This is a genomic window from Paenibacillus sp. FSL L8-0158 (assembly GCF_038592965.1).
In the GTDB taxonomy this organism is placed as follows: domain Bacteria; phylum Bacillota; class Bacilli; order Paenibacillales; family Paenibacillaceae; genus Paenibacillus; species Paenibacillus polymyxa_D.
Genome location: NZ_CP151949.1, coordinates 86196 through 112500, shown reverse-complemented (window position 1 = coordinate 112500; position 26305 = coordinate 86196). Strand labels below are relative to the sequence as shown.

The window sequence follows — 26305 nt, the reverse complement described above, 5'->3', positions numbered from 1 at the left end:
CTACTCCACGAACCGGGGAAAACATCGTTCGAGAGCTTCATGTCGCCTTAAAGAACGCAGATATACAAGCACCTTATATTCTTGTAGGCCACTCCCTCGGAGGGATGTACTCGAGACTGTACGCGCAGACATACAAAGACGAAGTGGCAGGATTGGTTCTGGTAGATGCCAGGCCTGAGAATGACGCTCGCCGGACAAATAAGATCTATGCCAAGGAACAGCCTAAGGTCAATCCCTCCCCGTTAATATCCATTCTCCTAGAAAAGTCAGGGGCTTTTCGCCTGTTCCCCAATTTTATGCTAACGGGTCGGGTCGAATATCAAGATAGAAACTCTTTTGTGAATATTGTCGCTTCTTCTAAATACTTTCGATCTGTTGCGGAGGAAGGTGATCTAGCAAGCACTACCGAAGATGCCATACGGGGACAGCATCTGGGCAACCTCCCTGTACGTGTAATTGCCCGGGGCATTCAGCAAGATTTGACTCAGTTCGGTATTAGTAAGCGCGGAAATGATCAGATCGAGCAAAGCTGGCAAATGGGACAGCGCGAGATGCTTAACATCTCTACAAACAGCAAATTTATTGTTGCCAAGAAGAGCGAGCATATGATCATCCATGATCAACCGGAGCTTGTCATCCAAGTCATCCGTGAACTCATCACCGACACCAGTCATTTTCAGTCAACCATGTCTAAAGCATACACAGATGATTAGGGACTTTATATGTTAAGGACAGCATAAAAAAAACAAAAGACGCCCGAGTTCCTTCTATATAAAGGAATCCGGGCGTCTTTGCTACCCTATACTATTCTCGTTGATTGATCTTAGGACAGAATAGGCTTGTTTTTAGATGAGGCTTCTGCAATTTTACCGAGTATTTGTTTCAGTACTTTAGCATTTTCCCCGACAAAACCGGAATCAAGCAGCACATCATGCGTTCCGATGACTTCGTATTCTTTGTATTGACCATGCGTCGCCTGTTGCCATAACAATTTATCTAATGATGTATCCGGACCAATACTATCATCCTCTGCAATCAGAGCATGGATATTCGCATGAACTTCACCTGCGTTAATAAGCTCATCACGGTAGGTGGAGTAAACCAACATTTTGTCCATGACTCGCTCCCTGTCGGCTGGATCGGCGAGGAATGCTTTGTACTGCTCCCTAATGCTGTCCAGTACCGTCTCGACAATTTCTTCAAGCTCCTCTGGTGTCGATTCATCCTTGGACATCTTTCTCATAGCATCTACCATAATAATGTCACCAACATGGTAGCCTCGGCCTTCCATAGCTTTAGCTACCTCGAAGGCGAGATTCCCTCCAAGTGAGTATCCAAGGAATATATATGGGCCCTCGGCTTGAATATCCACGATGGCATCGATGTATCGATCCAGCATATCTTGACCCTGGAAACGATCGCCGATAAATTCCAGCCCGTACACCTCGCAAAGTCCTTCAAGCTCCTTGGCCATCTCATAGTACCCTAGAGAGTGGCCTACCCGTGGAGGGAAGCAAAACACTTTAAGTGCTCCTTTTCCTGGGAAGCGGATAATTTCCATTTCTTGTTCATTCGCAGCAGTTGTTGCCTGCAGCTTGAAAATTTCATGCGCCATTTCTTCCACAGTCGGCAGATTAAACACGGCCTGGAGTGGGAGATGGACGCCCATATTAGACGAGATCCTTTGGATCAAGCCCAATACTTTCAGGGAATGGCCCCCAAGGTCAAAGAAATGATCTCTGATCCCGATTTCCTGTACGCCGAGCACCTCGGACCAAATCTGAGCGAGCTCTACTTCTGTCTGCGTACGTGGCGCGATATACTCCGCTGTGCTCCGCAGAAGGGTTTCTGGTGCCGGTAGCGCTTTGCGATCCAATTTGCCATTCGGATTCAGCGGCATTTGTGCGAGCTGTACAAAAGCAGTCGGAATCATGTAGCTTGGCAGCTCGCTGGCCAGTGCCTTACGTAGTACGCCCGCTGCAAGCCCCTCTTCGGCCACAAAGTATGCACAAAGCTGAGTGCTTCCAGCAGAATCAGCCAGTGCAAGAACGACCGCTTCCTGCACAGATGGCACTTTCAACATTTGTGCCTCCACTTCTCCCAGCTCAATGCGATAACCCCGGATCTTTACCTGGTGATCGATCCGTCCCAAATACTCAATATTCCCGTCTGACAGCCATCGGGCCAAATCGCCCGTTCGGTAAATCCGTTCTCCCGGTTTGTACGGATGAGGAATGAACTTCTCTGCCGTTAGTTCCGGCTGATTGAAGTACCCCCTTGCTACCCCTTCGCCTGCAATACACAGTTCTCCTGGTACACCTACTGGTGATACCTGAGAGGCGCCGTCTATCATCCATACTTGGACGTTGGCGTACGGTTTGCCGATAGGCACATGCGTTAGAGCTGCGGTCTCAGGACTCGTTGTATACCGAGTCGCATATACGGCTGCTTCCGTAGGACCGTAGATGTTTTCTAATACTGCGTAAGGAGACACTTTATAGTACTCTTCCACAAGTTTGGCAGGCAGCGTCTCGCCGCAGGCAAACAGGTATTTCAGAGTAAAGAATCCTTGGGAGCCGCCTTCTTTCAAGTATTGAACGAGCACGCTGAGCATCGATGGCACCAAATTAAGATGCGTGATTCGGTTCGTATCCACAGCCTCCAGCAGTGCCATCGGGTCTTTGTCCACGCCTTGTGGCAGGATCACGAGCGCCCCCTGTCCAAAGAACCAGCAGAACAGCTCTGGCACGGAGAAGTCAAAGGTGAATGTCGTTTTGAGCAGGAAACGGTCGCCTGCCAACATCGGATATTCAGCTTCCAGCTGACTCAGCGTATGGACGGCAGAGCGGTGTTCAATCATTACACCTTTCGGCTTGCCGGTTGAACCTGACGTGTAAATGATATACGCCAGATGCTCTGGACCCGCGATTGGCTCCAGATTGGAGTCATCCGCATGATACGCCTCTGGATCGTCAAGTGCTAGGATCGTGCCAGTGAATGGGAAACGATCTTTGAGATGGTTCTTCGTCAGCAGAAGCTTCGCTCCCGAATCCTCCAGCATGTGGCGAATACGATCCTCAGGGAATCCCGGATCAATCGGTACATAGGCGCCGCCCGCTTTTAGAATGGCATGGATGCCAATGATCATCTCAAGCGAACGCTCGACCATGATGCCGACTGGCTGATCCGGTCTGACCCCTTGGGCACGTAACGTACGTGCCAGACGGTTGGCCTGTTGATGAAGCTCTCCATAGGTAAGCGTCGTTTCACCGTAAATAAGTGCTGTACGATCCGGTGTGAGCGCAGCTTTTTCCTCAAATATGCCGTGGAGGGTCTGCTCACGCGGATAAGGAGCTGCTGTATCGCCCCACACCTCTATTATTTGTGATTTCTCCTCTGGCGTAATCAGTTCCAGCTCATCAATACGGATAGCAGGTTGTACAGATACGCTTGTCAGAATTCTCGTCAGGTGTCCTTGAATCCGTTCCACGCTCTCCCGATCATAGACGCGAGCATTATAACGATACAAGAACTCCAGACTACGTCCCGGCAGCACAATAAGGTTAAAATCATAATTCGTCTGTTCAAACATCTGAACATCTGTAATTTTGTATTCAGCCTCTTCACTGGCAATTTTCTCTTCCAGATGCTCTTCTACCGGGTAATTTTCGAACACCATAATATGAGAAATCAAATCTTGCTTTTGTTCGCTCTGTGCTTGAATCTCATAGAGCGGATAGGAATCATAAGCATGTCCTGCCAAATATAATTCCTGCTGTCTCTTCATCACATGAGAGAACGTATCGCTTCCCTCGGCCTGAACCCGAACCGGAACTGTATTAATGAAGAGACCGATCATGCTTTCGATACCCGGAATCTCGGCAGGTCTTCCCGATACTACACTACCGAAGACGATATCCTGGCTTCTATTGTAGCGTTGCAACACGATCCCCCAGGCTGCTTGCATCAGCGTATTCATCGTCACCTGATGCTGTTTGGCCACCTGTTCCAGACGATCGGTCAGTTCCGCATCCAACGTGAATACCAGCTTCTCCGACACATAGGCCTCTGCTTTTGCCGATGGCTGTGTGATGGCTTGTGGCAGCTTCGTCTGCTGCTCGTAGCCTTCCAGGTACCCTCTCCAGTAAGAGGATGCCTCTTCCTCGCCTTGCTTCTCCAACCATTGAATGTACTGGCTGTACGATGCTGCTGCAGGAAGCTCAGGTTCCCTTTGCTCACGCAGAACCCCATACGTCTCAAACACTTCCTGGAGCACAAGTGGCATACACCAGCCATCCAAAATGATGTGATGAGAGCTCCACAGCAAATGGTAAGCCTCTTCTGCTGTACGTAGAATAGCAACACGCAGCAACGCTTCTTCAGCAAGATTAAAGCCTCTTGCTTTGTCCTGAGCAGTATAAGCTGCAAGACGCGCTTGAATTTCATCGGCTTCCAGCTCGTGCAGATCCTCGTATACGAAGTCACATGCTCTTTCTTTGAACACAATCTGCATAGGGAAATCACCCCATCCGGCATGGAAATTCGTTCTCAATATGGCATGCCGTTTCATCAGATGCTTTAAGCTGCGTTTGAAATCCTCAGGATAGAACACTCCCTGAATTTCAAATGTGGCCTGCTCAAAGTAGACCTCTGAATTAGGCTCCAGCAAGCTGTGGAACAACATTCCCTTTTGCATTGGTGTCAGTTTATACACATTTTCAATGCTGCCGATGTGCCGTGTCTGCTCTTCCAGCTCCTCGATTTCCTCCAAACTGATATCTTTGAGGAGTACATCGCTTGGTGTAAGTTCGGTTCTTTCCTTGCGCACACAGTGCCCAATAACTTCACTGAGACGCTCCTTCAGAATACCGACAAACTTCTCTACCGAATCTGCATGGAACTGCTGATGGTTATAGCTGACCGAAAGCTGAAGTTGTCCTTCGGTAATCAGTCCATTGATGTTCAATGCCTGATGCTGCACCATCTGCTCACTGACCTCAGATCCTGCTGAGTAAGGTGATACCTCCATCGTTCCCTCTGCAAGATCCTGGTCAAATTGCCCCAGGTAGTTGAAGGTAATCTCCGGTTCTGCTGAGAAGGAGGAACCATCGGAAACGTCGCTCAAATATTTCAAAATACCGTACCCTACACCTTTATTCGGGATGCGACGCAGACCTTCCTTAATACGCTTGATTCTGGCGCCGATCTCCAATTTGCCTCCCATCTCAAGGGCGACAGGGTACTGACTTGTAAACCAGCCTATTGTGCGAGTGATATCCAATTCCGGTACAACAGGCTCCCGTCCATGTCCTTCCAGTAGGATGCCTACACGTTCGATCCCTGTCCACTCATGAACTGCCATACCGAGGGCGGTCAAGAGCAGATCGTTAACTTCCGTATTGTAAGTACGATTCGCCTCTTTCAAGAACTGCTCTGTCTCTTCTGGCGACCATGTTACCGTAACAGCCTTGCTATCTTTTATGAGAAGAGCGCCGTCTACCTTGTCTTTTGGAAGAAGAGCAAATCCCTCTCCTTCCACCTCTGCCCAAAAGCTGCGTTCTTGTTCAGCCGCCGGGCTGTTGGCGTATTGTGCGATCCCATCAACCCATGCACGGTATGAATCCGTCTTCTGTGGAAGCTTGACTGCTTCTCCACGTGCTGCCTGCTCGTAGCCCTCCTGCAGGTCCTCAAAGAGAATACGCCAGGATACGCCATCCACAGCCAGATGATGAATAACGATCAACAGATGTTCGCCTTCCGCACAGCGGAACAGACCCAGTCTAAAGAGAGGCCCATTCACCAGAGAGATGCTGCGCTGAATGGCTTCCGCACCTGCTTCTATTGCCGAAGTCGGGTCTGTCTCATCCCGCAGATCGTGGACCTGAAGGCTATAGAGCTCACCCTCGCCCACGCTCCGATTCCAGGCCTCCAATCCCTGCTCTCCTTGGCGGAACACCAGTCGCAAAGCATCGTGATGCTCTGCAATTGTCCGAACAACCTCGGCGAGCGCATCGGTATTGAAGCCATCCCGTCGGTACAACATGACCGACTGATTAAAGTGATGCAGATCCATCGACTGTTCATCGAAGAATCTGTGCTGGGCAGGCCCCAGTCTTACCGCTCCATGCACCTCGCTTTGGTCCGCAATTCGGCTAACCACACTAACGCGCTGTGCCAGCTCTGCAATTGTCGGATAACCGAACAAATCCTTCATTTCAAGCTTATAGCCTGCTTGGAGAAGCCTTGAGGATACTTGAATGGATTTGATCGAGTCACCTCCAAGCTCAAAGAAATTATCATGTATGCCGACCAGCGGCACGCCGAGTACACCTTGCCAGATTGAAGCTAAAATGTTCTCTACATCCGTCCGCGGAGCGGTAAAGTCTGCTCCTGCCTTTATACTCGAGTTCGGTTCAGGCAGTGCCTTGCGATCCAGCTTGCCATTCGGTGTCAGAGGCATCACATCCAGTTGGACGAAGTAAGACGGAACCATATATGCAGGCAGTCCGGCAGACAGTTCGTTTCTCAGCTCGCTGACAGACATTTCCCGATCCGCTACAAAGTAAGCACACAGAGACTTCTGTCCATTGGCGTCTGCCCACGCAACAACGAGAGCTTCCTCGACAAGTGGAATATCCAGCAACTTGGCCTCAATCTCACCAAGCTCAATACGATAGCCCCGGATTTTGACTTGATGGTCGATACGCCCAATGTACTCAATGTCTCCATTAGGAAGGCGACGAGCCAAATCCCCGGTGCGATACATATTTCCTTCCGCAGCGAACGGATTTCTAATGAATTTTTCTGCGGTAAGTTCCAGACGGTTCAGGTATCCACGGGCTACCCCGTCCCCAGCGATGTACATTTCGCCCTCCACGCCTAACGGTACGAGACGAAGCTGTTCATCCAGAATGTGGATGTATATATTATCTGCCGGCAATCCAATAGGTACGGATTCACGTGTATCCTTCGCAGGATCGTACAGGTGAATCATGCAGCCGACGACGGTTTCGGTTGGACCGTATTCATTGTAGATTTTGATGTTGCCACCAAAGAGATCGGTAATTGTTTTCGACAAATGTGTGGTCAGATTCTCTCCACCTACAATGAGCTGCTGAATGCGACTTTCTGCTGGAATGGTCATATCTTTAATCAGACTGAGATGCGTCGGCGTCAGCTTGAGAATATCCACCGCATTTTCGCGCAAAATATGCTGAACAACCTCTGCCTTATCTATACCATCATAAATCCGTACTATTCCTCCGTTTATTAACGGAGTAAACATTGATGTCATCGTCAAGTCAAACGAAATGGATGAATACAGCGGGAAGTCCGTTGGTTGCCCTGCACAATAGACTTTATTTGCCCACCAGATGTAGTTCACGATTCCTTTATGGTTAATCATGGTTCCCTTCGGATTTCCTGTTGTACCCGAAGTATAGATTAGATACACCAAATCGTTTCCTCTCACAGGAAGATTAGGATTATTAACTCCAGCTCCGTAGATGTGCGGAGAATCCAATTCCATAACCATTCCCTCAAAGGACGCTAGCTTCGTCAGGTGGCTCTGTGTGAGCAGAATCTCAGCGCCAGAGTCCTTCAGAATATACTGAATCCGCTCCTGCGGATATTCAGGATCAATCGGTACATAGGCTCCACCCGCTTTGAGCACACCCATGATAGCGACAAGCAGCTCCACAGACCGATCTGCCAACAGACCTACCACTTGTTCACTCCGTAGTCCTTGGGCTATCAAGGTTGAAGCCAGTCTGTTCGCCCGCTCATTCAGCTCCCGATATGTGATCTGGATGTCGCCGCTTATTGCCGCGATCTTATCCGGCGTACGGGCCACCTGTTCCTCAAACAAGGTATGCAGGCCCTGATCACTTGGGTAGACATGAGCCTGGCCACCCCAGTCAAGCAGGTTTGTCCGTTCCTCTGGTGTTACAATCTCCAGCTCCTGTATCGTCGCTTGCGGACGAGTAGCTACCTGATCGAGCATTTGCAATAAATGTCCTCCGATTCGCACAATGCTTTCTTGCTCGTAGACCGAAGCATTGTAGCGAATGCAGACCTTAATGTCCTCGCCTGGAATGACCACCAAGTTAAAGTCATAGTTGGTTTGCTCAAACATGGTGAAGTTGGCGACTTCGAGATTGTCCTCCGTTTGATTACCCGACTGTTCTACCTGTTCGTCAAGCGGATAATTTTCAAAGATCATAATATGAGAAATCAGGTCTTGCTTTTGGCTTGTTTTCCCCTGAATCTCATACAACGGATAGGTGTCGTAGGCACGACCAGCCAACGAATGTGCCTGTGTACGTTTCATTACCTCCACGAAGGCCTCGTCTTTGGATGACTGTACACGGATAGGTACTGTATTAATAAACAGACCCACCATATTCTCGATCCCTGCAATCTCAGCAGGTCTGCCCGATACAACGCCGCCGAAAACCACATCCGAGCTGGCATTATAACGTTGAAGAATCAGTCCCCAAGCTGTCTGCATGAGTGTATTGACGGTCACGTGATTGCGCTTCGCGACAACATCCATTTTACCGGTCAGAGATGCACCCAGATGGAGAACATGCTCTTTCAGAGCATAGCCCGCTTCTTTGGCTTGAGATTTCGTTTTACCTTCCGGCAATACGGTATTCCCGTCATAATCTTCGAGATATTGGCTCCAATATGTTGAAGCTTCTTGATCATCCTGTGCATCAAGCCACTCGATATAACGGCTATAGGGCTGAGCTGGCGGCAGGACAGGCTGTAATTGCTGTTTCTTGGCAGAGTAATAATCGAACAGCTCCTGTGTAATGATCGGGATACACCAGCCATCCATAACAATATGGTGGAAGCTCCACAATACAAGACAGCTTTGATCCTTCTGCAAGACGGTCACTCGCATCAGCGGATCTTCTGACAAGCTGAACCCCTTAACCATATCTTCAGCAATATAAGCCTTGATTCGGGCTTCTTGTTCCTGCATAGATGCGTCGCGCATATCTACGTAGTTAAGAGGGATTGGCCGTTGCTTAAAGACAACTTGCAGCGGTACATCCGCAATGTTGTTGTAAAAGCCGGTACGTAGTATGGCATGTCGTTGCACCAAAGCCTGGAAGCTCTCGAAGAAGATATCTACATCGAAGCTGCCACGCAGCTCAAACGTTGCCTGCTCAAAGTATGAAGAGGAGTCCGGCTCCAGCAGACTGTGGAAGAGCATGCCCTTCTGCATTGCCGTTAGCTTGTACACATCCTCAATCTCTCCAATATGGGCCGTTTGGGCCGTGAGTCGGTCAAGCTGCTCCAGCGTCAGTCCTTGGAACAGAACATCACTTGGCGTAAGCTGCGAACGCTCCTGAGCCACACAATGCCGGATGACCTCGCTAAGGCTTGACTGTAATAATTCAGCAAAATGACTCACCGTCTCGTTACGATACTGCCTGCTGCTGTACGTAATCGTCAGTGATAGCTGGCCTTCAGCAATCATGCCATTCACATCCAGTGCATATTGCTGTGGTGTGAGATCACTGAGCGCCTTACCGACTGAATGTGTAGACAGGCTAAGGGCATTGCCCTCCAAATCCTGGTCAAACTGTCCAAGGTAGTTGAAGGAAACTTCCGGTTCTACGCTGAATCGAGTGCCTTTTTCCGGTGCCATATACTTCAGCAGACCGTAGCCGATGCCTTTGTGCGGAACCTTTCGCAAATTCTCCTTGATGCACTTGATTCGCGCAGATACTTCCTGGCTGCCCTGCAGGTTCAGCAGAACCGGATACTGGGTTGTGAACCAACCCACGGTACGGGTAATATCCAGATCTGGTACGATCATTTCCCGTCCATGCCCTTCAAGATTGACCAAAATCTGCTCCATGCCTGTCCAGCGCTGAATGGCTGCCCCCAGAGCAGTCAAGAGCAAGTCATTCGTCTCCGTATGATACGCCCGGTTTGCTTGTCGCAACAGCAGGTCTGTCTCCTGCGCAGACCACGTTACCGTAACCGATTCAGTATCCCGAATGGTGCCCGGCTTCTGATCCTCATCCTTAGGCAGTGGGGCCAAAATCGCCTCCTCAATCTGCTGCCAGTATGCACGCTCCTTGTCCAGAGCAGGCCCTGCTGCATACTTCGTCGCTTGCTCAGACCATACAAGATACGAATCGGTCTTTTGTGGAAGGACGATTGCTTGTCCATTCAATGCCTGCTCGTACCCCGCTGCAATGTCCTCAAACAGGATGCGCCAGGATACGCCGTCAACCAAAAGGTGATGAATGACAATCAACAAATGATCACCATCGTCACAATGGAACAGACCTAACTTGAACAATGGGCCACCTTCCAAGTCAAAGCTTGCCTGGATGGCATCGGCTTGAGCTTGAACCGCAGCTGTTTGATCTTCCACCTGCCGCATATCGGCAATGTCCAATGTGTAGAGCTCGCCTTCGTCCGTTCCCCGATTCCAAGCTGCGTATCCAGCTTCTGTAGGCCGGAAAACCATGCGCAGCGCGTCATGATGGATTGCAATTTGGTCCATTGTCAACCGGAGTGCAGCCTCATCAAAGCCGTCTTTCCGATAGAGCATGACAGCATGATTATAATGGTGCGGCTCCGCTGTATGGCGCTCAAAGAACCAGCGCTGAATTGGCATTAACTCTGCTGCACCTTTAATTTCGCCCTGTTCTGCTGTACGTCCGGCTGCCTGAAGATACGGGCTGAGCTCGGCAATTGTCGGATATTTGAAGAGATCCTTTATCTCTAATTTATATCCAGCTTGGAACAATCTCGAGGACACTTGAATCGCCTTAATGGAGTCACCACCCAGGTCGAAGAAATGATCATGGATGCCGACCTGCTGCGCTCCCAGCACACCTTGCCATACGGAAGCCAAAGCTTCCTCAGCCTTCGTCCTTGGCGGTTCATAAACCGCTCCAGTCTGCACATTGGCCTCCGGAGCCGGAAGCGCTTTGCGATCCAGTTTTCCATTTGGTGTCAAAGGCATCTGTTCCAATTGCATAAAGTAAGATGGAATCATATAAGCCGGCAGTTCGGCAGCCAAGGCTTTTCTCAACTCTCCTACCGTCAGCATCTGATCGGCAGTGAAATAGCCAACAAGCACTTTTTGTCCACTTCCATCCTCCCGGGCGAGCACTACGGCCTCCCTTACTGACGGAGCATGGAGCAGCTTCGCCTCCACTTCGCCCAGCTCGATACGGTAACCACGGATTTTTACCTGATGGTCAATCCTTCCCAAATACTCCATGCTGCCATCCGGCAACCAGCGTGCCAAGTCACCCGAGCGGTACATGCGCTCGCCCGCTTCAAACGGATGAGCGACAAACTTCTCTTCCGTCAATTCCGGTCGGTTCAGATAGCCTCGCGCCAAGCCTACACCCGCCACATAGAGTTCACCCGGAATGCCAATCGGCTGTGGACGGCGTTGTGCATCCAAAATGTACGCTCGCAGCGTCGGAATCGTGGTGCCGATATTGCTGCGGCCCTGTTCGATTTCCAACTCTGTAATTTCCTTGTACGTTACATGCACGGTCGTTTCGGTAATGCCGTACATGTTGATGAGCTGTACTTGCGGATACTTCGTTCTCCAGTCCTTGAGGAGGGCCGGGGTTAATGCCTCCCCACCGAAGATAATCATACGGAGGCTCAGCTCTGCCGCCTGATGACCGAGTTCTTCCTGTAGCAACTGGTAGAAGTACGTCGGTGTCTGGTTCAAAACGGTGACCTTCTGATCCTTAAGCAATTGCAAGAAACGATCTGGACTCTTCGCCGTAAGCGATGGAACAATGACCAACCGTCCTCCGTTCAGCAATGCTCCGTACATTTCCCATACAGAGAAGTCAAAACAGAATGAATGGAACAGTGTCCACGTATCCTGAGGACCAAAGTCAAACAGATTTTTATCATTAAAGAGCAAGCGAACTACACTTTTATGCTCGATCAGCGTTCCCTTTGGCTTACCTGTCGTACCCGATGTGTAGATGACGTAGGCAAGATGCTCCGGTCCGGCTGCAGGCTGCAGGTTTGAGACATCCTCATTGTAGGAAGCCGTTTTATCTAGACTTACGATGTCTCCAGCGAAGGAGACACGTTGCTCCAGATGCGCTTGTGTCAGCAGTAGCTTGGCTCCCGAGTCCTCAAGCATAAAGCGAATGCGGTCCTCTGGATATTCAGGGTCTACAGGGACATAGGCTCCCCCTGCCTTCAAGATGGCTAAAATCCCGATCACCATTTCAAGGGAACGATCCGCCAGGATTCCAACCAAACCGTCTGGTTGCAAACCACGTTCCCTCAGCGTTCTGGCAAGTCCATTGGCCCGCTCGTTCAGCTCGCTATAGGACAGGGCTGCATCTTCACATACGACTGCCACTGCATTCGGAGTACGTGCAGCTTGTTCCTCGAACAGCGCATGGATCGTCTTGTCACGAGGATAATCTGCCTTGGCTTCGTCCGGCGCTTTCATCAGCTTTGATTTTTCCTGAGGCGTCACGATATCAAGGGCTGACAACGGCATTCCCGGATTGGCGATGGCTTCCCGAATAAGCTGTACAAAGTGGCCTGCCATCCGCTCAGCAGTCTCTTGCTTGTAGATCGCAGTCGCGTACTCAAGTGTGCAGTTCAATACGCCGTCTGCTTCACTCACGGTCAGCGTGAGATCGAACTTGGCAGCCGGATGTATATTATCGTAAGGAGTAAAGCGCAATCCCTCTATTTCTTGTTCTCCCTGCTCGATATTTTGCAGGACAAACATAGTATCAAATAGCGGGTTGCGGCTCAAATCACGCCGAAGATCCAGCTTTTCTACCAGCTCCTCGAACGGATAATCCTGGTTTTCATAGGCCCGCAGTGCTGTTTCCTTCACTTCCTGCAAGTAAGCCTCGAAAGGCTTTTCTCCTTCCGGATAAGTACGCAGTGCCACTGTGCCGACGAACATACCGATGAGGCCTTCGAGTGTCGCATGGGATCTTCCTGCCACAGGTGAACCGACAATGACATCTTCCTGACCTGTGTATTTGTGCAAGAGCGCTGTATAGGCTGCCAGCAATACCATGAACAGAGTGGAACCCGTTCGGGTAGCCAGCTCCTGAAGTGAAGCACTCAGAGAAGCATCAATTTGAAAGTCGATTCGATCCCCTGCAAAGCTTCGCACCGCAGGACGCACTTCATCTCCTGGCAAATCCAGTACTGGCAGGCTTCCGCGGAAAGCATCCAGCCAGTAAGCTTCCTGGGCCTTAAGACGCTCGCTTCCGAGCTGCTCTTGCTGCCATACAGCATAGTCTGTGTACTGGATCTGTAGCTCAGACAATACGTTCTCCTCTTGGTAGAAACGGAGAAACTCTTCTATGAGAATATTCATAGAAACCCCATCTGAGACAATATGATGCATGTCAAACAATAGTAAATGGCGCTCATGTGCAATTCGAATGAGGCCGACCCGCAGCAATGGAGCTACACCCAGATCGAAAGGACGGACAAACTGCCGAAGGGTAGCTCCTGCCTCTTCCTCGCTCAACTCCGCATATTCCACAGCAAACGGGACATTCGTCAGGAGCTGCTGTACAGGTTCACCGTTCACAGTCACAAAACGAGTACGCAGCGAACCATGACGATGAATCAGACGACGGAAGGCCTGCTCCAGCCGTTCCCGATCCAAAGCTCCCTCAACCGTAAGGATACCCGGCATATTGTAGCTCAGCTCTCCACCTTCCAGCTGACTTAGAATAAACAGTCGTTTTTGAGCCGAGGACAACGGGTAATGCTCTCTCGCTCCAGCTGTAGGAATTTCTTCGAAATTCAGCGGTGTATAGCCCTCAATGGCACGAGCCAACCCTTCAATAGTAGGAGACTCGAACACTTCTCTCAGACTAATCTCGCGATTCATTTCCTTGCGAATGCGTGAGACTAGCAGGGCTGCACGCAGTGAATGACCTCCAAAATGGAAGAAATTATCCTTCACTCCCGCGTTCTCTACACCCAGCACCTCTTGCCAGATTTCGGCTAATTGGATTTCCACAGATGTCCTTGGAGCCACTGATGAAGCCGCTGCCCATCCACGCTCGCCCTGCAGCGCTTTTCGATCGATTTTTCCGTTCGACGTCAGAGGCATATCGTCAAGTTGTATGAAACGGGAAGGGATCATATATCCAGGTAACATCTCCGACAGGACGGCCCGAAGCTCGGATACCTCAAGTTTCTGAGCGGCTACGAAATAAGCGACTAGATCTTTGTAGCCGTCATTGCCCTCTACAGCCATGGCCACGACTTCCTGAACGGACGGCACTCTGAGCATCTGTGCTTCTACCTCGCCCAGCTCGATACGGTAGCCGCGAATCTTGACTTGGTGATCTATTCGGCCTAAGTACTCGATGGTTCCATTCGGTAACCAGCGAACCAAGTCACCCGTCCGATACATACGCTCTCCTGGAGCAAATGGATTGTCCACGAACTTCTCATCCATTAACTCAGGCTGGTTATGATACCCCCGTGCTAACCCGATACCCGAAATGCATAGCTCTCCAGCTACACCGACAGGTTGCAATCTAAAATGGTCATCCAAGATGTACACACTATGGTTAGCAATAGGTCGTCCAATAGATACAATATCCGTTGCTTCCTCACTGTCCGGGACAGACCAGATTGCGGTGCATACGGAGTCCTCTGTTGGGCCATAGCCATTAGAGTAACGTACATGCTTCCTCCACTCTTCGATCAACTCGACCGATGCGGCCGATCCAGCGGTTAGCAGGCACCGCAGTGTTGGCAAACGCTCTGGATCAAGGTGGATAGCATAAGCGGGCGGCAGAATCGCTACCGTAATTCCCTTATCGTTCATGAACTGCTCGAACAGGACATGATCTAAAATATCTTGTATAGAAGGGATGCACAGGACACCCCCGTGGCTCAGCGCCGTTAAAATTTCCGAAACCGATGCATCAAACGACAGACTTGCAAACTGAACGATCCGATCCTGCGGTGTAACTTCGAAGTGTGCCCCATATACGTCCGAAAGATTGGGTAGTCCCCGATGCTCGACTAATACGCCCTTAGGCTGACCCGTCGTACCTGAAGTGTAGATCACGTAAGCCAGATCATCCGGGCCAGCAGTATCCTCCAACTTCGAGGTGTCGGCATCATAGGTCGACGATTCATCCAGCAGCAGAACATTTTCCGTCCATCCGAGATGCTCCAAGAGATGGGCCTGTGTAAGGATCAGCTTCGCCCCGGAATCTTCAAGCATGTAACTGATTCGTTCTTTCGGATACTCTGGATCGATTGGAACATAGGCACCCCCGGCTTTCATAATGCCGTAGATTCCAACGATCATTTCGAGCGACCGTTCAGCAATCAGTCCCACCAGATCTCCTGTCTTGATTCCCTGAGTACGGAGCCTTCTCGCCAGTCCATTGGCTTTTGCATTGAGCTCGGCATAGGTCAGACTCTCGTCCTCGAACCAAAGGGCAGTCGCATCCGGCGTTCGTCCCGCCTGTTCCTCTAACAGCCCGTGGAACGTGTTACAGTGCTCGTAAATGCCTTTTGTATTTCCCCATACGTTCAGAATCTGTTCTCTCTCCTGCGGCGTGACTAATTCTAGTGCATCCACGGAAATGGCAGGGTTCTCTACAATTTGTTCCATGAGGTGAACCAGATGGCCCTTGATTTGTTCAATTGTCACTGGGTCATAAACAAGTGCATTGTACTGGAACAGCAATCTCATTTCTTCGCCAGGGAGGACAATTAAATTAAAATCATAATTCGTTTGCTCAAGAAGCTCCGCCTCCTCAATCTCAAAGGCAGCCTCGCCACCACCCAGATGCTCTACCTCCTCCTCCACAGGATAGTTCTCAAACACCATAATATGGGAGATTAGATCCTGCTTCTGATCCGTCTGAGCCTGAATCTCAAACAACGGGTAGGTGTCGTACATATGAGAAGCCATATACTGCTCCTGCTGTTGCTTCATCAGGACTGTGAAGGGGAGATTCTCTTCCGTCTTCACACGAACGGGAATCGTATTGATGAACAAACCGATCATCCGATCAATGCCCGGAATTTCTGCTGGTCTGCCTGATACTACACTTCCGTACACGACATCCCGGCTACCGTTATAGCGTTGAAGCGCAATGCCCCAGAGGGACTGCAGCAATATATTCATCGTGACATGAGCATCCCTGGCCACCTTTTCAAGGCGCTCAGTCAATTCCCTGCTGAGAGGATAATTCTGCTTTTCTGCTACATAGCCTTCTCCCTTACTTGCTCCACCGACTTGAGGTAAAAGCGTCTGCTGCTCGTAACCGGCCAGATATCGGCTCCAATAGTTGGACGCGGCTGCTTCATCCTGCTGTTCCAGCCATTCGATATATCGACTGTACGGATGAACCTCTGCCAGCTGCGGCTCTCTTCCTTCCAGGAGGGCAAAATAGTGTTCAAATACCTCCTGCGTAATTAACGGAACACACCACCCATCCATGACGATGTGGTGAAAGCTCCATAAGAGACGGAAGCTCTCTTCATCTGTTTGTAAAATCGATACACGAAGAAGCTCGTCTTCAGCCAGGTTGAAGCCCAGTGCTTTGTCCTTAGCACCAAATGTCTTCAGGTAAGCCTCACGCTGCGATGCATTCATCTCCCGCAGGTCTTCGTACACCAATTTAGCGCCTCTGTGCCGAAATACAACCTGCAAAGGCTCGCTGCCCCATCCGCTGTAAAAGTTCGTGCGTAGGATGGCATGACGCTCCACCACTGCATCCAGACTGTGTCCGAATGCGGTCGGATCAAAGCTACCTTTAAAATCAAAGGCAGCCTGCTCAAAATAAGCACCTGTATGCGGCTCAAACATATCATGGAACAGCATGCCCTTCTGCATCGGCGTCAGACTATATACATTCTCAATATCGCCTATGTGGCTGGTCTGCTTAGAAAGCTCCTCCAGATCGGCAATGCTTAGACCCTTCGCAAGCACGTCGCTTGGTGTCAATACGGTTTTTTCTTGGGTTACGCAATGCTGGAGAAGCTCCCGCAGGCTTTCTTCAATATATCCAGCGAGCTGTTCCATCGTAGATGACTTATACTGTTTTCCGTTATAAGTCATCGTTAGAGTCAGGGCTCCGTCTGTCACCATGCCATTGATATCTAGCGTATAGGCCGGTTTCTCCAACAAGCTTTGGGCGCATCCGGTCGGATAAGGAGAGATCTGCAACGAGCCTCCTTGCAAATCCTGATCAAATTGCCCCAGATAGTTAAAAGAAATCTCAGGCTGCAAGCTGAAGCTGTCTTCATCCAACTGACTTGCCATCGTTTTGAGCAACCCGTAGCCAATACCTTTGTTTGGAATTCGGCGTAGCCCTTCTTTCACAGACTTGATCAAGGAGGCCACTTCCGAGTTATCTCCCAAGTCTAAAATCACCGGATATTGACTTGTAAACCAGCCGACGGTACGGGTGATGTCAATATTCGGTATAATCGGCTCACGACCGTGCCCTTCCAGATTCACAGCAACCTTTCCGATCCCAGACCATTTGGATACCGCCATGCCCAGAGCAGTCAATAGCAGATCATTCGTCTCTGTTTGATAAGCACGATGGGCTTTTCTCAACAATTGATCAGTTTCTTCTACCGTCCATTGTGCTGTTACTACTTTGCTATCTTGTAAAAGAAGGCTTTCCACAGTCTCATCCTTCGGCAACTGTTCGAGTGGCTGATCCTCCAGCTCTCTCCAATACGCCCGATGAGTCTCCATTTCGGGGCCTTCCGAATAACGAGCAAGGGCGTCACCCCAGTCACGGAAGGAATCCGTCTTCTGCGGGAATGTCAGCGCTTGTCCTTGAATCACCTGCTCATAGCCTGCTGCGATATCCTCGAACAAAATCCGCCAGGATACTCCGTCCACCACCAAATGGTGGATCACGATCAGAAGGTGGTCTCCATCCTGACAATGGAAAAGTCCTAACTTCAGCAGCGGGCCTTCTGCCAGATGGATACTGCGCTGAATGTCATCCGACAACGATGTAATGGCTGCAGTCGGATCAGATTCATTTCGTAAATCAGCGGTGAACAGGCTATAAAGCTCTCCTTCTTCAAGATCACGATTCCAAGCTTCGTAGCCATGCTCTGTCTGACGGAAAACCATACGAAGGGCGTCATGATGCTCAGCAAGTTTTCTCAGCACCTGATGCAAGGCCTTTTCCTCAAATCCCTGTTCACGATACAGCATAACCGCTTGATTGAAGTGATGAGGTTCTGCCTGCTTCCGTCCAAAGAACCACTGTTGGACTGGAGTCAAGCGAGTCGCTCCACGCACAACTCCCTGTTCAGCCATATGCACAGCCGTTTGTATTTCCGCGCCCAGCTCGGCGATGGTTGGCGATTTGAACAGCTGCTTCATCTCTAACCGATAGCCAGCCTGTAGTAGCCGTGATGACACCTGAATGGCCTTGATGGAGTCTCCGCCCAATTCAAAGAAATTGTCATGGATACCCACTTGTTCGGCACCCAGCACCCCTTGCCAGACAGATGCCAAAGCTTCTTCAGCCGGTGTACGAGGAGCTGTATACTTCCGTCCTGTATGCGCGCCTACTTGAGGGGCTGGCAGAGCCCTGCGGTCCACTTTTCCGTTTGACGTTAATGGCATACGATCCATCTGGATAAAGTAGGATGGAATCATATAGCCCGGAAGTACCTGCGATAGGGAAAGACGCACTTCGCCTGCCGTGAGCGTACGATCCGCCACATAATAAGCGCAAAGCTGTTTCTCTCCAAGCTCATCCGCGCGAACGACCACTACGGCGTCGATTACTGACTCCACCTTGGCCAGTTGGGCCTCGATTTCAGGGAGTTCGATGCGGTAACCACGTATTTTGACCTGTTCATCGATTCTTCCTTTAAACTCCAAATTCCCATCTGGAAGCCAGCGTACCAAATCTCCAGTTCGGTAGCAGGGTTCTCCGTCCTTCACAGGACTAGGGACAAATTTCTCTGCTGTGAGATCAGGACGATTGAGATATCCGCGCGCTACACCTTCACCGCCGACAATGAGTTCACCCCAAGCACCAATGGGTTGTAATTGAAGCGATCCATTGACCACATAAGCGGTCGAATTACTAATTGGGCGACCAATCGGCACGCCCCCTTCGGCACGACCTGGAATCTTGTAGGTGGTGGAGAAGGTCGTATTCTCTGTCGGGCCATAGCAATTAATAGGGACAAGATCAGGATTAGCCTCGATTACACGGTTCATATGAGATAGGGACAGTACGTCACCGCCGACTAGCAATGCTTTGAGCCCTCTGAACAGGTACTCATCCTGCAGAGAAAGCTGATTGAAAAGCGGTGAAGTAAGCCACAATGTCGTAATCCCGTACTTGGCAATAGCTGCTTTGAGCCTATCAGCAATCAGAATATCGTCATTCTCTACGAAATAGAGCTGCCCACCGTTAAGCAGAGCTCCCCATATCTCGAATGTAGAAGCATCAAAGGCTACGGCTCCCGTTTGCAAAATCCGTGTAGATTCATTCAGCTCCACATAGTTGGTCTCTTTGACCAAACGAACCACGTTCCGGTGTTCAACCATAACGCCCTTCGGTCTACCTGTCGTACCCGATGTATAGATGACATAAGCAAGCCCCTGCGACCCCTGAGCAGTCTCCGGCTGGGCAGGTTCAGCTGCATAAGCCTCTTCACTGCTAAGATCGACAATCGGTATACCGTAGTCTACATTTATAAGCTCGCTCTTTTGCACCAATAATAGTTTGGCGTCGGAATCATTAAGCATATAACGAACCCGATCTTCCGGGTAATCTGGATCAATCGGTACATAGGCTCCACCCGCCTGAAGCACCGCGAGCATACCAATGACCATCTCAATGCTTCGTCCGCCCATTACGGCCACGGGCTGCTCCCTCAACGTTCCCAAACGACGCAGTTTTTGGGCCAGTCGGCTCGCCTTATCTTCCAATTCAAGATACGTTAGCCGGACATCGCCGAATACAAGCGCCGTCTGCTCCGGTGTACGCTTGACTTGTTCTGCGAACAGCTCATGAATGGTCTTGTCGCTTGGATAAGGAGCCGATGTCGCGTTAAATACTTCAACGATCTGTACCTTCTCCTCCGGTGTGATCATTTCTATCTCGGCCAGTTGCAACTGAGGATTGGCCGAGACTGCGTGCAGAATCCGGAGCAAGTGCGTTGCAAGGCGCTCTACACTTTCACGGCGATATAAAGCCGTACTATACTCGAGGCCAAAGGCTAATTTTGATCCCTTCTCCTCTACATTGAGGGACAGGTCAAATTTGGCTGTGACGGTGTCCATCAAGTAAGGAGTAAAGTGCACTCCGTCCATTTCCTGCTCTTCCTGCTCGGTATTTTGTAATACCAATAGAGTGTCAAAGAGCGGATTGCGGCTGACATCACGTCCTACGCCCAGCTTTTCGACCAATTTTTCAAAAGGGTAATCCTGATGCTCAAACGCCTTGAGCGCCGTTTCCTTGATTTCCAGAAGATAATCCTGAAAGGTTTTATCTCCTGCCGGGTAGCTGCGCAAGGCCAGTGTGTTGACAAACATCCCGATGATGCCCTCAAGCTCAGCCTGCGGTCTTCCGGCTACTGGAGAACCTACGACGATGTCCTCCTGTCCTGTATATTTGTGCAGTAGTACCGAATAAGCAGCCAGCAATACCATATACAGTGTAGTACCTGTACGGGATGCAAGCTCTTGTATCGCCTTATTCCCAGACTCATCCAATGTAAAATCAATTCGGCTACCCTCGAAGTTCCGAACCGAAGGTCGTTGGAAGTCTGTAGGCAGATCCAATACCGGCAACTCTCCTTCAAAGGCTTGAAGCCAATATTTCTCAAGATCTTGCCATTGGTTCTCTGACTGTTCCCGTTGCCATACGGCATAATCCTTGTACTGGATGTGCAGTTCTGGTAGCTGTTCTCCTTGATACAAATGAGTAAGCTCCTCTATCAATATTTGAATAGAAACCCCATCTGAAATGATGTGATGCATATCAAACAGCAACAGATGACGCTCCTCCTGGAGCTTCACCAAGCTAACACGCAATAATGGAGCCTGGCTCAGATCAAAGGCACGAATAAAGCTGTGAATGAGCGTATCCGTCTCCTCCACCGAAGCCTCTGTGTAGTTCAACACGAACGGCACATTCCTATACACACGCTGAACAAGCTCCCCATCCTGCATATAAAAGCCGGTTCTCAGGGATTCATGGCGCTGGATCAGTGCCTGGAACGCAGACTCCAGCCGCGTGCGATCCAACGGTCCATCCACCGTAAAGACCCCTGGCATATTGTAGCTGAGCTCTCCCCCGTCCATCTGTCTCAGCACGTATAACCGCTTTTGCGCTGAGGACACTGGGTAAGCTTCGCTTTCCGCCGCCTGCGGGATGGATTCGTACATGGTTGGAATGTGTTTTTTCACAAGTTGCGCCAAGGATTCGACCGTAGGTGACTGAAACACCTCACGCAGCGAAATGCTACATCCCAATTCTTTGTGAATCCGTGAAACGAGCACGGTTGCCCGCAAGGAGTGACCCCCAATTTCAAAGAAATTATCTCTGACACCAACGCGGGCAACGCCCAAGATATCTTGCCAGATGAGTACCATCTGAGCTTCCACAGCAGTTCTCGGAGCCAAATAAGCCTCACCGGATTGTACGCTGCTTTCAGGAGCCGGCAACGCACGGCGATCCAGTTTGCCATTTGGCGTAAGCGGCATTTGCTCCAGCCGGACAAAATAAGAAGGAATCATGTAAGCTGGGAGTTCCGCCGCCAGCTGAGACCGCAATTCCCCCGGCGAAAGGTCACTGGAGGCTACATAGTAGGCGCACAGCAATTTTTGGCCCTGTTCGTCTTCCCGTGCGAGGACAATCGTTTCCCGTACGTTCGGAGCCTTGAGAATTTGGGCTTCTACCTCGCCAAGCTCAATTCGGTACCCGCGAATTTTGACCTGATGGTCGATCCGCCCCAAATATTCAATATTGCCATCAGGCAACCAACGAGCAAGATCCCCCGTTCGGTACAGCCGCTCTCCCGCCCGATACGGATGCTCAACGAATTTTTCGGACGTCAAATCCGGCCGATTCAAATACCCACGGGCCAGACCGTCCCCCGCAATGTATAGCTCTCCCGGAACCCCAACAGGCTGCAGGCGTCTTTGCTCATCGAGAATGTAAGCGCTAAGTGTGGGGATCGTTCTGCCAATATTGCTTTTCCCCGCTTCAATCTCATGTTCCGTGATTTCCTTGTAGGTGACATGGACCGTTGTTTCCGTAATTCCGTACATATTGATCAGCTGCACATCAGGATACTTGACCCGCCAGTTTCTCAGAAGAGATGGACTTAAAGCCTCTCCACCAAAAATGATTTTTCTAAGGCCAAGCTCTGTCGAAGAGTGCGTTAGTTCTTCCTGTAGCACCTGATAAAAATACGTCGGCGTCTGATTTAAAATGGTGACTTGGTTATCTTTCAACAACTCCAGGAAAGCTGCTGGGCTTTTGGCTGTGAGAGATGGAACAATCACCAATTTCCCTCCATAAAGAAGCGCTCCGTACATCTCCCAAACGGAGAAATCGAAACAGAACGAATGGAATAGGGTCCACGTATCCTGAGCGTTGAAATCGAATAAATTTTTATCGTTAAAGAGCAGTCGAACTACATTTTTGTGCTCAATCAGCGTGCCCTTCGGCTTGCCGGTCGTACCCGACGTGTAGATGACATAGGCCAGATGGTTTGGTCCCGAAATGCTCTCCAGATTGGAGGCATCTCCTGTATACGTTGCAGAATCGTCCAGGCTCACAAGCTTTCCGTCAAAAGTGGTACTTTCCCACAGATGACCTTGGGTAAGCAACAGACGGACACCTGAATCCTCCAGCATATAATGGATACGTTCTTCGGGATAATCAGGGTCAATCGGTACATAGGCACCACCTGCTTTCAAAATGGCCAACATCCCGATAACCATCTCCAAGGAACGGTCAGCCATAATCCCTACGAGCGTATCTGCTCCTACACCCTCGGAGCGCAAATATCTCGCAAGCTGGTTAGCCTGCTCGTTTAGAGCTAGGTATGTAATGCTCTGCTCGTCCATCTGAACGGCTACGTGATCTGGCGTGCGCTCGGCTTGTTCTTCGAATAAGCCATGGATGGTCTTCTCACGTGGATAGTCAACTGTAGTGCCTTCCGAAAGAGCCAAAATGGATTGCTCTTCGGGTTCGCCCAATAAGTTTACCTCTGCGATAGAAAGCTGAGGTGAATGAATGACCTGCTCGGCGATCGTAAGCAACTGGGAAACCATGTCCTTAACTTCACTGCGTTCAAACAGCTCCGTCCGATAATCGACATCCAGTACCAGTTCGCCTTCATCCAGGATCTCCACGATATGAAGCACGAAATCGTTCACTTCATCCCCGCAGAAATCATAATCCGTCAAAATACGCACATCATCCAAATCAACCCAATTGATAAGACGATATTCCATTGAAACGCCAAAAAGCCGCTGAATATCCTTGTTACCATGCATTTCTCTAAGATCCTGAATTAACTGATTGTATGGATACTTCTGATGCCGCAGGACTGACATCTGATCTCTAGCTACATCCTGCAGGAAGCTCAACACATCCATATCCTTTTTGACGTATGTTCTGGCAGCAGCGGTGCTGACGAACATACCTATCTTTTGCTTCTCTTTTTTGTTCCCCCGGTTAGCGAACGAAGTTCCAATCACCACATCCGGCTGATTCGTCATTTTGTGTATGTAGATATACATCGCACCCATGAAGAACTGGAACAAAGAAATCCTGTTCTGTTGGCAAAATGCTTGCAGCTCGTGATATAGCACTTCTGGTACGGTAAAATGCTCCCGAACGGCGTGGGTGCTTAAAGATAACGGATTATATGACTTCCAACCCGTAAGCTCAGGCAAATCAGAAAATTGATCCAGCCAGTATGCCTTATCCTTCTGGTATCTGTCAGAAAGTTCGTATGCATTCTCATCCGCAATATATTGAATATACGAGCAATCGTCGCCCAGCTTCGGTTCATTTCCTTGAATTAACTCCATGTAAAACGCTGTCAGCTGATTGCCATAGACCACCATTGATATTCCGTCAGAAATAATATGGTGCATCTTGATATTAATCCAATACTCTTCCTCGCTAATCTTCACAATTAAAAACTGGAATAGCTCAGAATCCAGCAGGGGCAAGGGTTTGCTTTTGTGTTGCTCAAGTAAGGCTTCCACTTCAGATATACTTTCATAGTGGGAAAGATCCAGGCACTCCAACTGTCTATCTTCATAAGGAACGACGTACTGCTGAGGCACTCCATCCACTGAGGTAATACGAATGCGGAACGCATCATACTGTTTGATAATCAAATTAATGGACTGCATGAAGGCAGCAATATTGATATGCCCCTTCATCTTAGCTGTACCGGAAAGCTGTGACACTGACGTATCTGGGTAGAGTAATTCGGTATACCATATACGCTTCTGCGCATTTGTTAAATCATATAACTGCATGTCATTCATCTCATTCACTCCTATTCCATGATGTGAATATCCTCCCGCTGCGCCTGGCAGTCAGGAGGACAAAAGGACAGTTAAACGTGCGCTTCCACCCCGTCATTGATCCAGTGAAACAATTTCTTCCGCCTCAACCACCAATCGATCGCCTACAGAAGCCCGACCGCTTCCGAGAATATAGCCCCGCCGACGCTTGATCACTTCAAAATGGAGATCAATTCGGTCCCCAGGCTTGGCCAAGCTGTGGAATCGAATTCCATTGAGGTTAGTCAGGTATGAAATACCTTTTTTATCAATCGCAGCGAATGCCGCTAATTGTGCAAGCGACTCCACAATCAACATAGGAGGCATGTATGGGTTAGTATCTGTAATGAACCACTCACTCCAGGTGACAAGTTTGTATCCCTTCGCCCATTGCGACGTTTCGTATCCGGTTACGCCATCCAACAGAAGAAATGGGTACCGGTGCGGAAGCACATCCGGGATATGGATTAGCTCTTCGCTCACAGGCTTATTCCCCTTCCCACTTGCGAACAGCAAGGCAGACGTTGTGCCCTCCGAAACCAAATGAATTGCTAATCGCTGCGCGGACCTCGCGTTCCTGATATACATGTGGCACAAAATTCAGTTCAGGAGCTTCAGGATTGTCACAATTGAGTGTCGGTGGTACTTTGCTGTGAATCATACTCTGCACAGTCGCAATTAATTCGACTGCCCCTGCACCGCCCATTAAATGGCCAGTCATGGATTTAATAGACGATATCGCCAAACGGGGGGCATGCTCCCCGAATACTTTTTGAATAGCATTAATCTCCATACGATCATTAAATGGCGTACTCGTACCGTGGGCATTGACATAGTCGATTTCCTGCGGTGTCAAGCCACCATCTTGCAGTGCGATGTTGATCGCTTCTGCCGGGCCGGAGCCTGAGGGATCTGGAGCCGTGATATGATACGCATCCGTTGTGCATCCATAACCCACAACTTCGGCCAGAATGGTGGCTCCGCGGTTCAAAGCATGCTCCAACTCCTCCAGCACCAAGACTCCTGCTCCTCCACCGATGACGAATCCATCACGATCCACATCAAACGGACGACTGGCCTTCTGCGGCTCTTCATTACGTCTGGAGAGAGCATGGATATTCGCAAAAGATGCCAGATCAAGCTGACTAAAATTGGCTTCTGACCCACCAGCAACCACGACATCAGCCGTGCCGTACTGGATCGTACGTAATGCCTCACCAATGGCATTACTTCCTGTGGCACAAGCCGTAACCACAGCAAAAGAAGGCCCCTTGGCTCCGATAGCAATGGAGATTTCACCAGGCGCTGAATTGATCATCATGGAGGAAACAAAATAAGGAGAAACTCTTTTGGGACCAAGCTTTGTTAATTTCCCATAGTTCTCCTCTATAACGTCAAGGCCACCTGCTCCAGAGCCGACAATGACCCCCACGCGACTTGCATTACGCTCATCAATCACTAATTTCGATTGATCCACTGCCTGCCGGGCAGCCGCTAAAGCAAACTGGGTGAACTGGGCGACTTTATTAGCTTCCTTCTTGCTCATATATTGCAATGGGTCAAAGCCCGTAACCTGTGCACCAATCTTTGTCGGAATGTCCGCTGTCTCGAAAACAGTGACAGGTCCGATTCCGCTTTTTCCTTCCAACAGTGAATTCCAGAAATCCGTAAGATTAAGCCCAACCGGCGTTACGACTCCCTGTCCAGTCACTACAACACGTCTTCTCACTGTATCCA

At 49.8% G+C, this 26305-nt stretch carries 4 protein-coding genes (1 of these 4 running past the window's edge); 1 reads left to right on the top strand and 3 read right to left on the bottom strand.

Annotated features, from left to right (window positions below):
• Positions 1-713, top strand: the 3' portion of a protein-coding gene (locus tag NSQ68_RS00420; protein WP_307354241.1) for an alpha/beta hydrolase. 322 nt of this gene lie to the left of the window's left edge; only the last 713 of its 1035 coding nucleotides appear in the window; the start codon falls outside the window, past its left edge; the stop codon is at positions 711-713.
• A gap of 110 nt (positions 714-823) precedes the next feature.
• Here the strand turns inward: NSQ68_RS00420 and NSQ68_RS00415 are convergent, their stop codons facing one another.
• From NSQ68_RS00415 to fabF, 3 genes are all read right to left on the bottom strand, one after another.
• The gene (locus NSQ68_RS00415; RefSeq protein WP_342427645.1) at positions 824-24550 is read right to left on the bottom strand and encodes a non-ribosomal peptide synthase/polyketide synthase; all 23727 of its coding nucleotides are present in this window, start codon (positions 24548-24550) and stop codon (positions 824-826) included.
• A 93-nt stretch (positions 24551-24643) separates the two neighbouring features.
• Entirely contained in the window at positions 24644-25051 is a 408-nt protein-coding gene (locus NSQ68_RS00410; RefSeq protein WP_307354243.1) for a 3-hydroxyacyl-ACP dehydratase FabZ family protein, read from the bottom strand.
• A 4-nt stretch (positions 25052-25055) separates the two neighbouring features.
• Positions 25056-26297, bottom strand: a complete 1242-nt coding sequence (gene fabF / locus NSQ68_RS00405; protein ID WP_342427644.1) for a beta-ketoacyl-ACP synthase II — start codon at positions 26295-26297, stop codon at positions 25056-25058.
• Positions 26298-26305 lie beyond the last annotated feature (8 nt).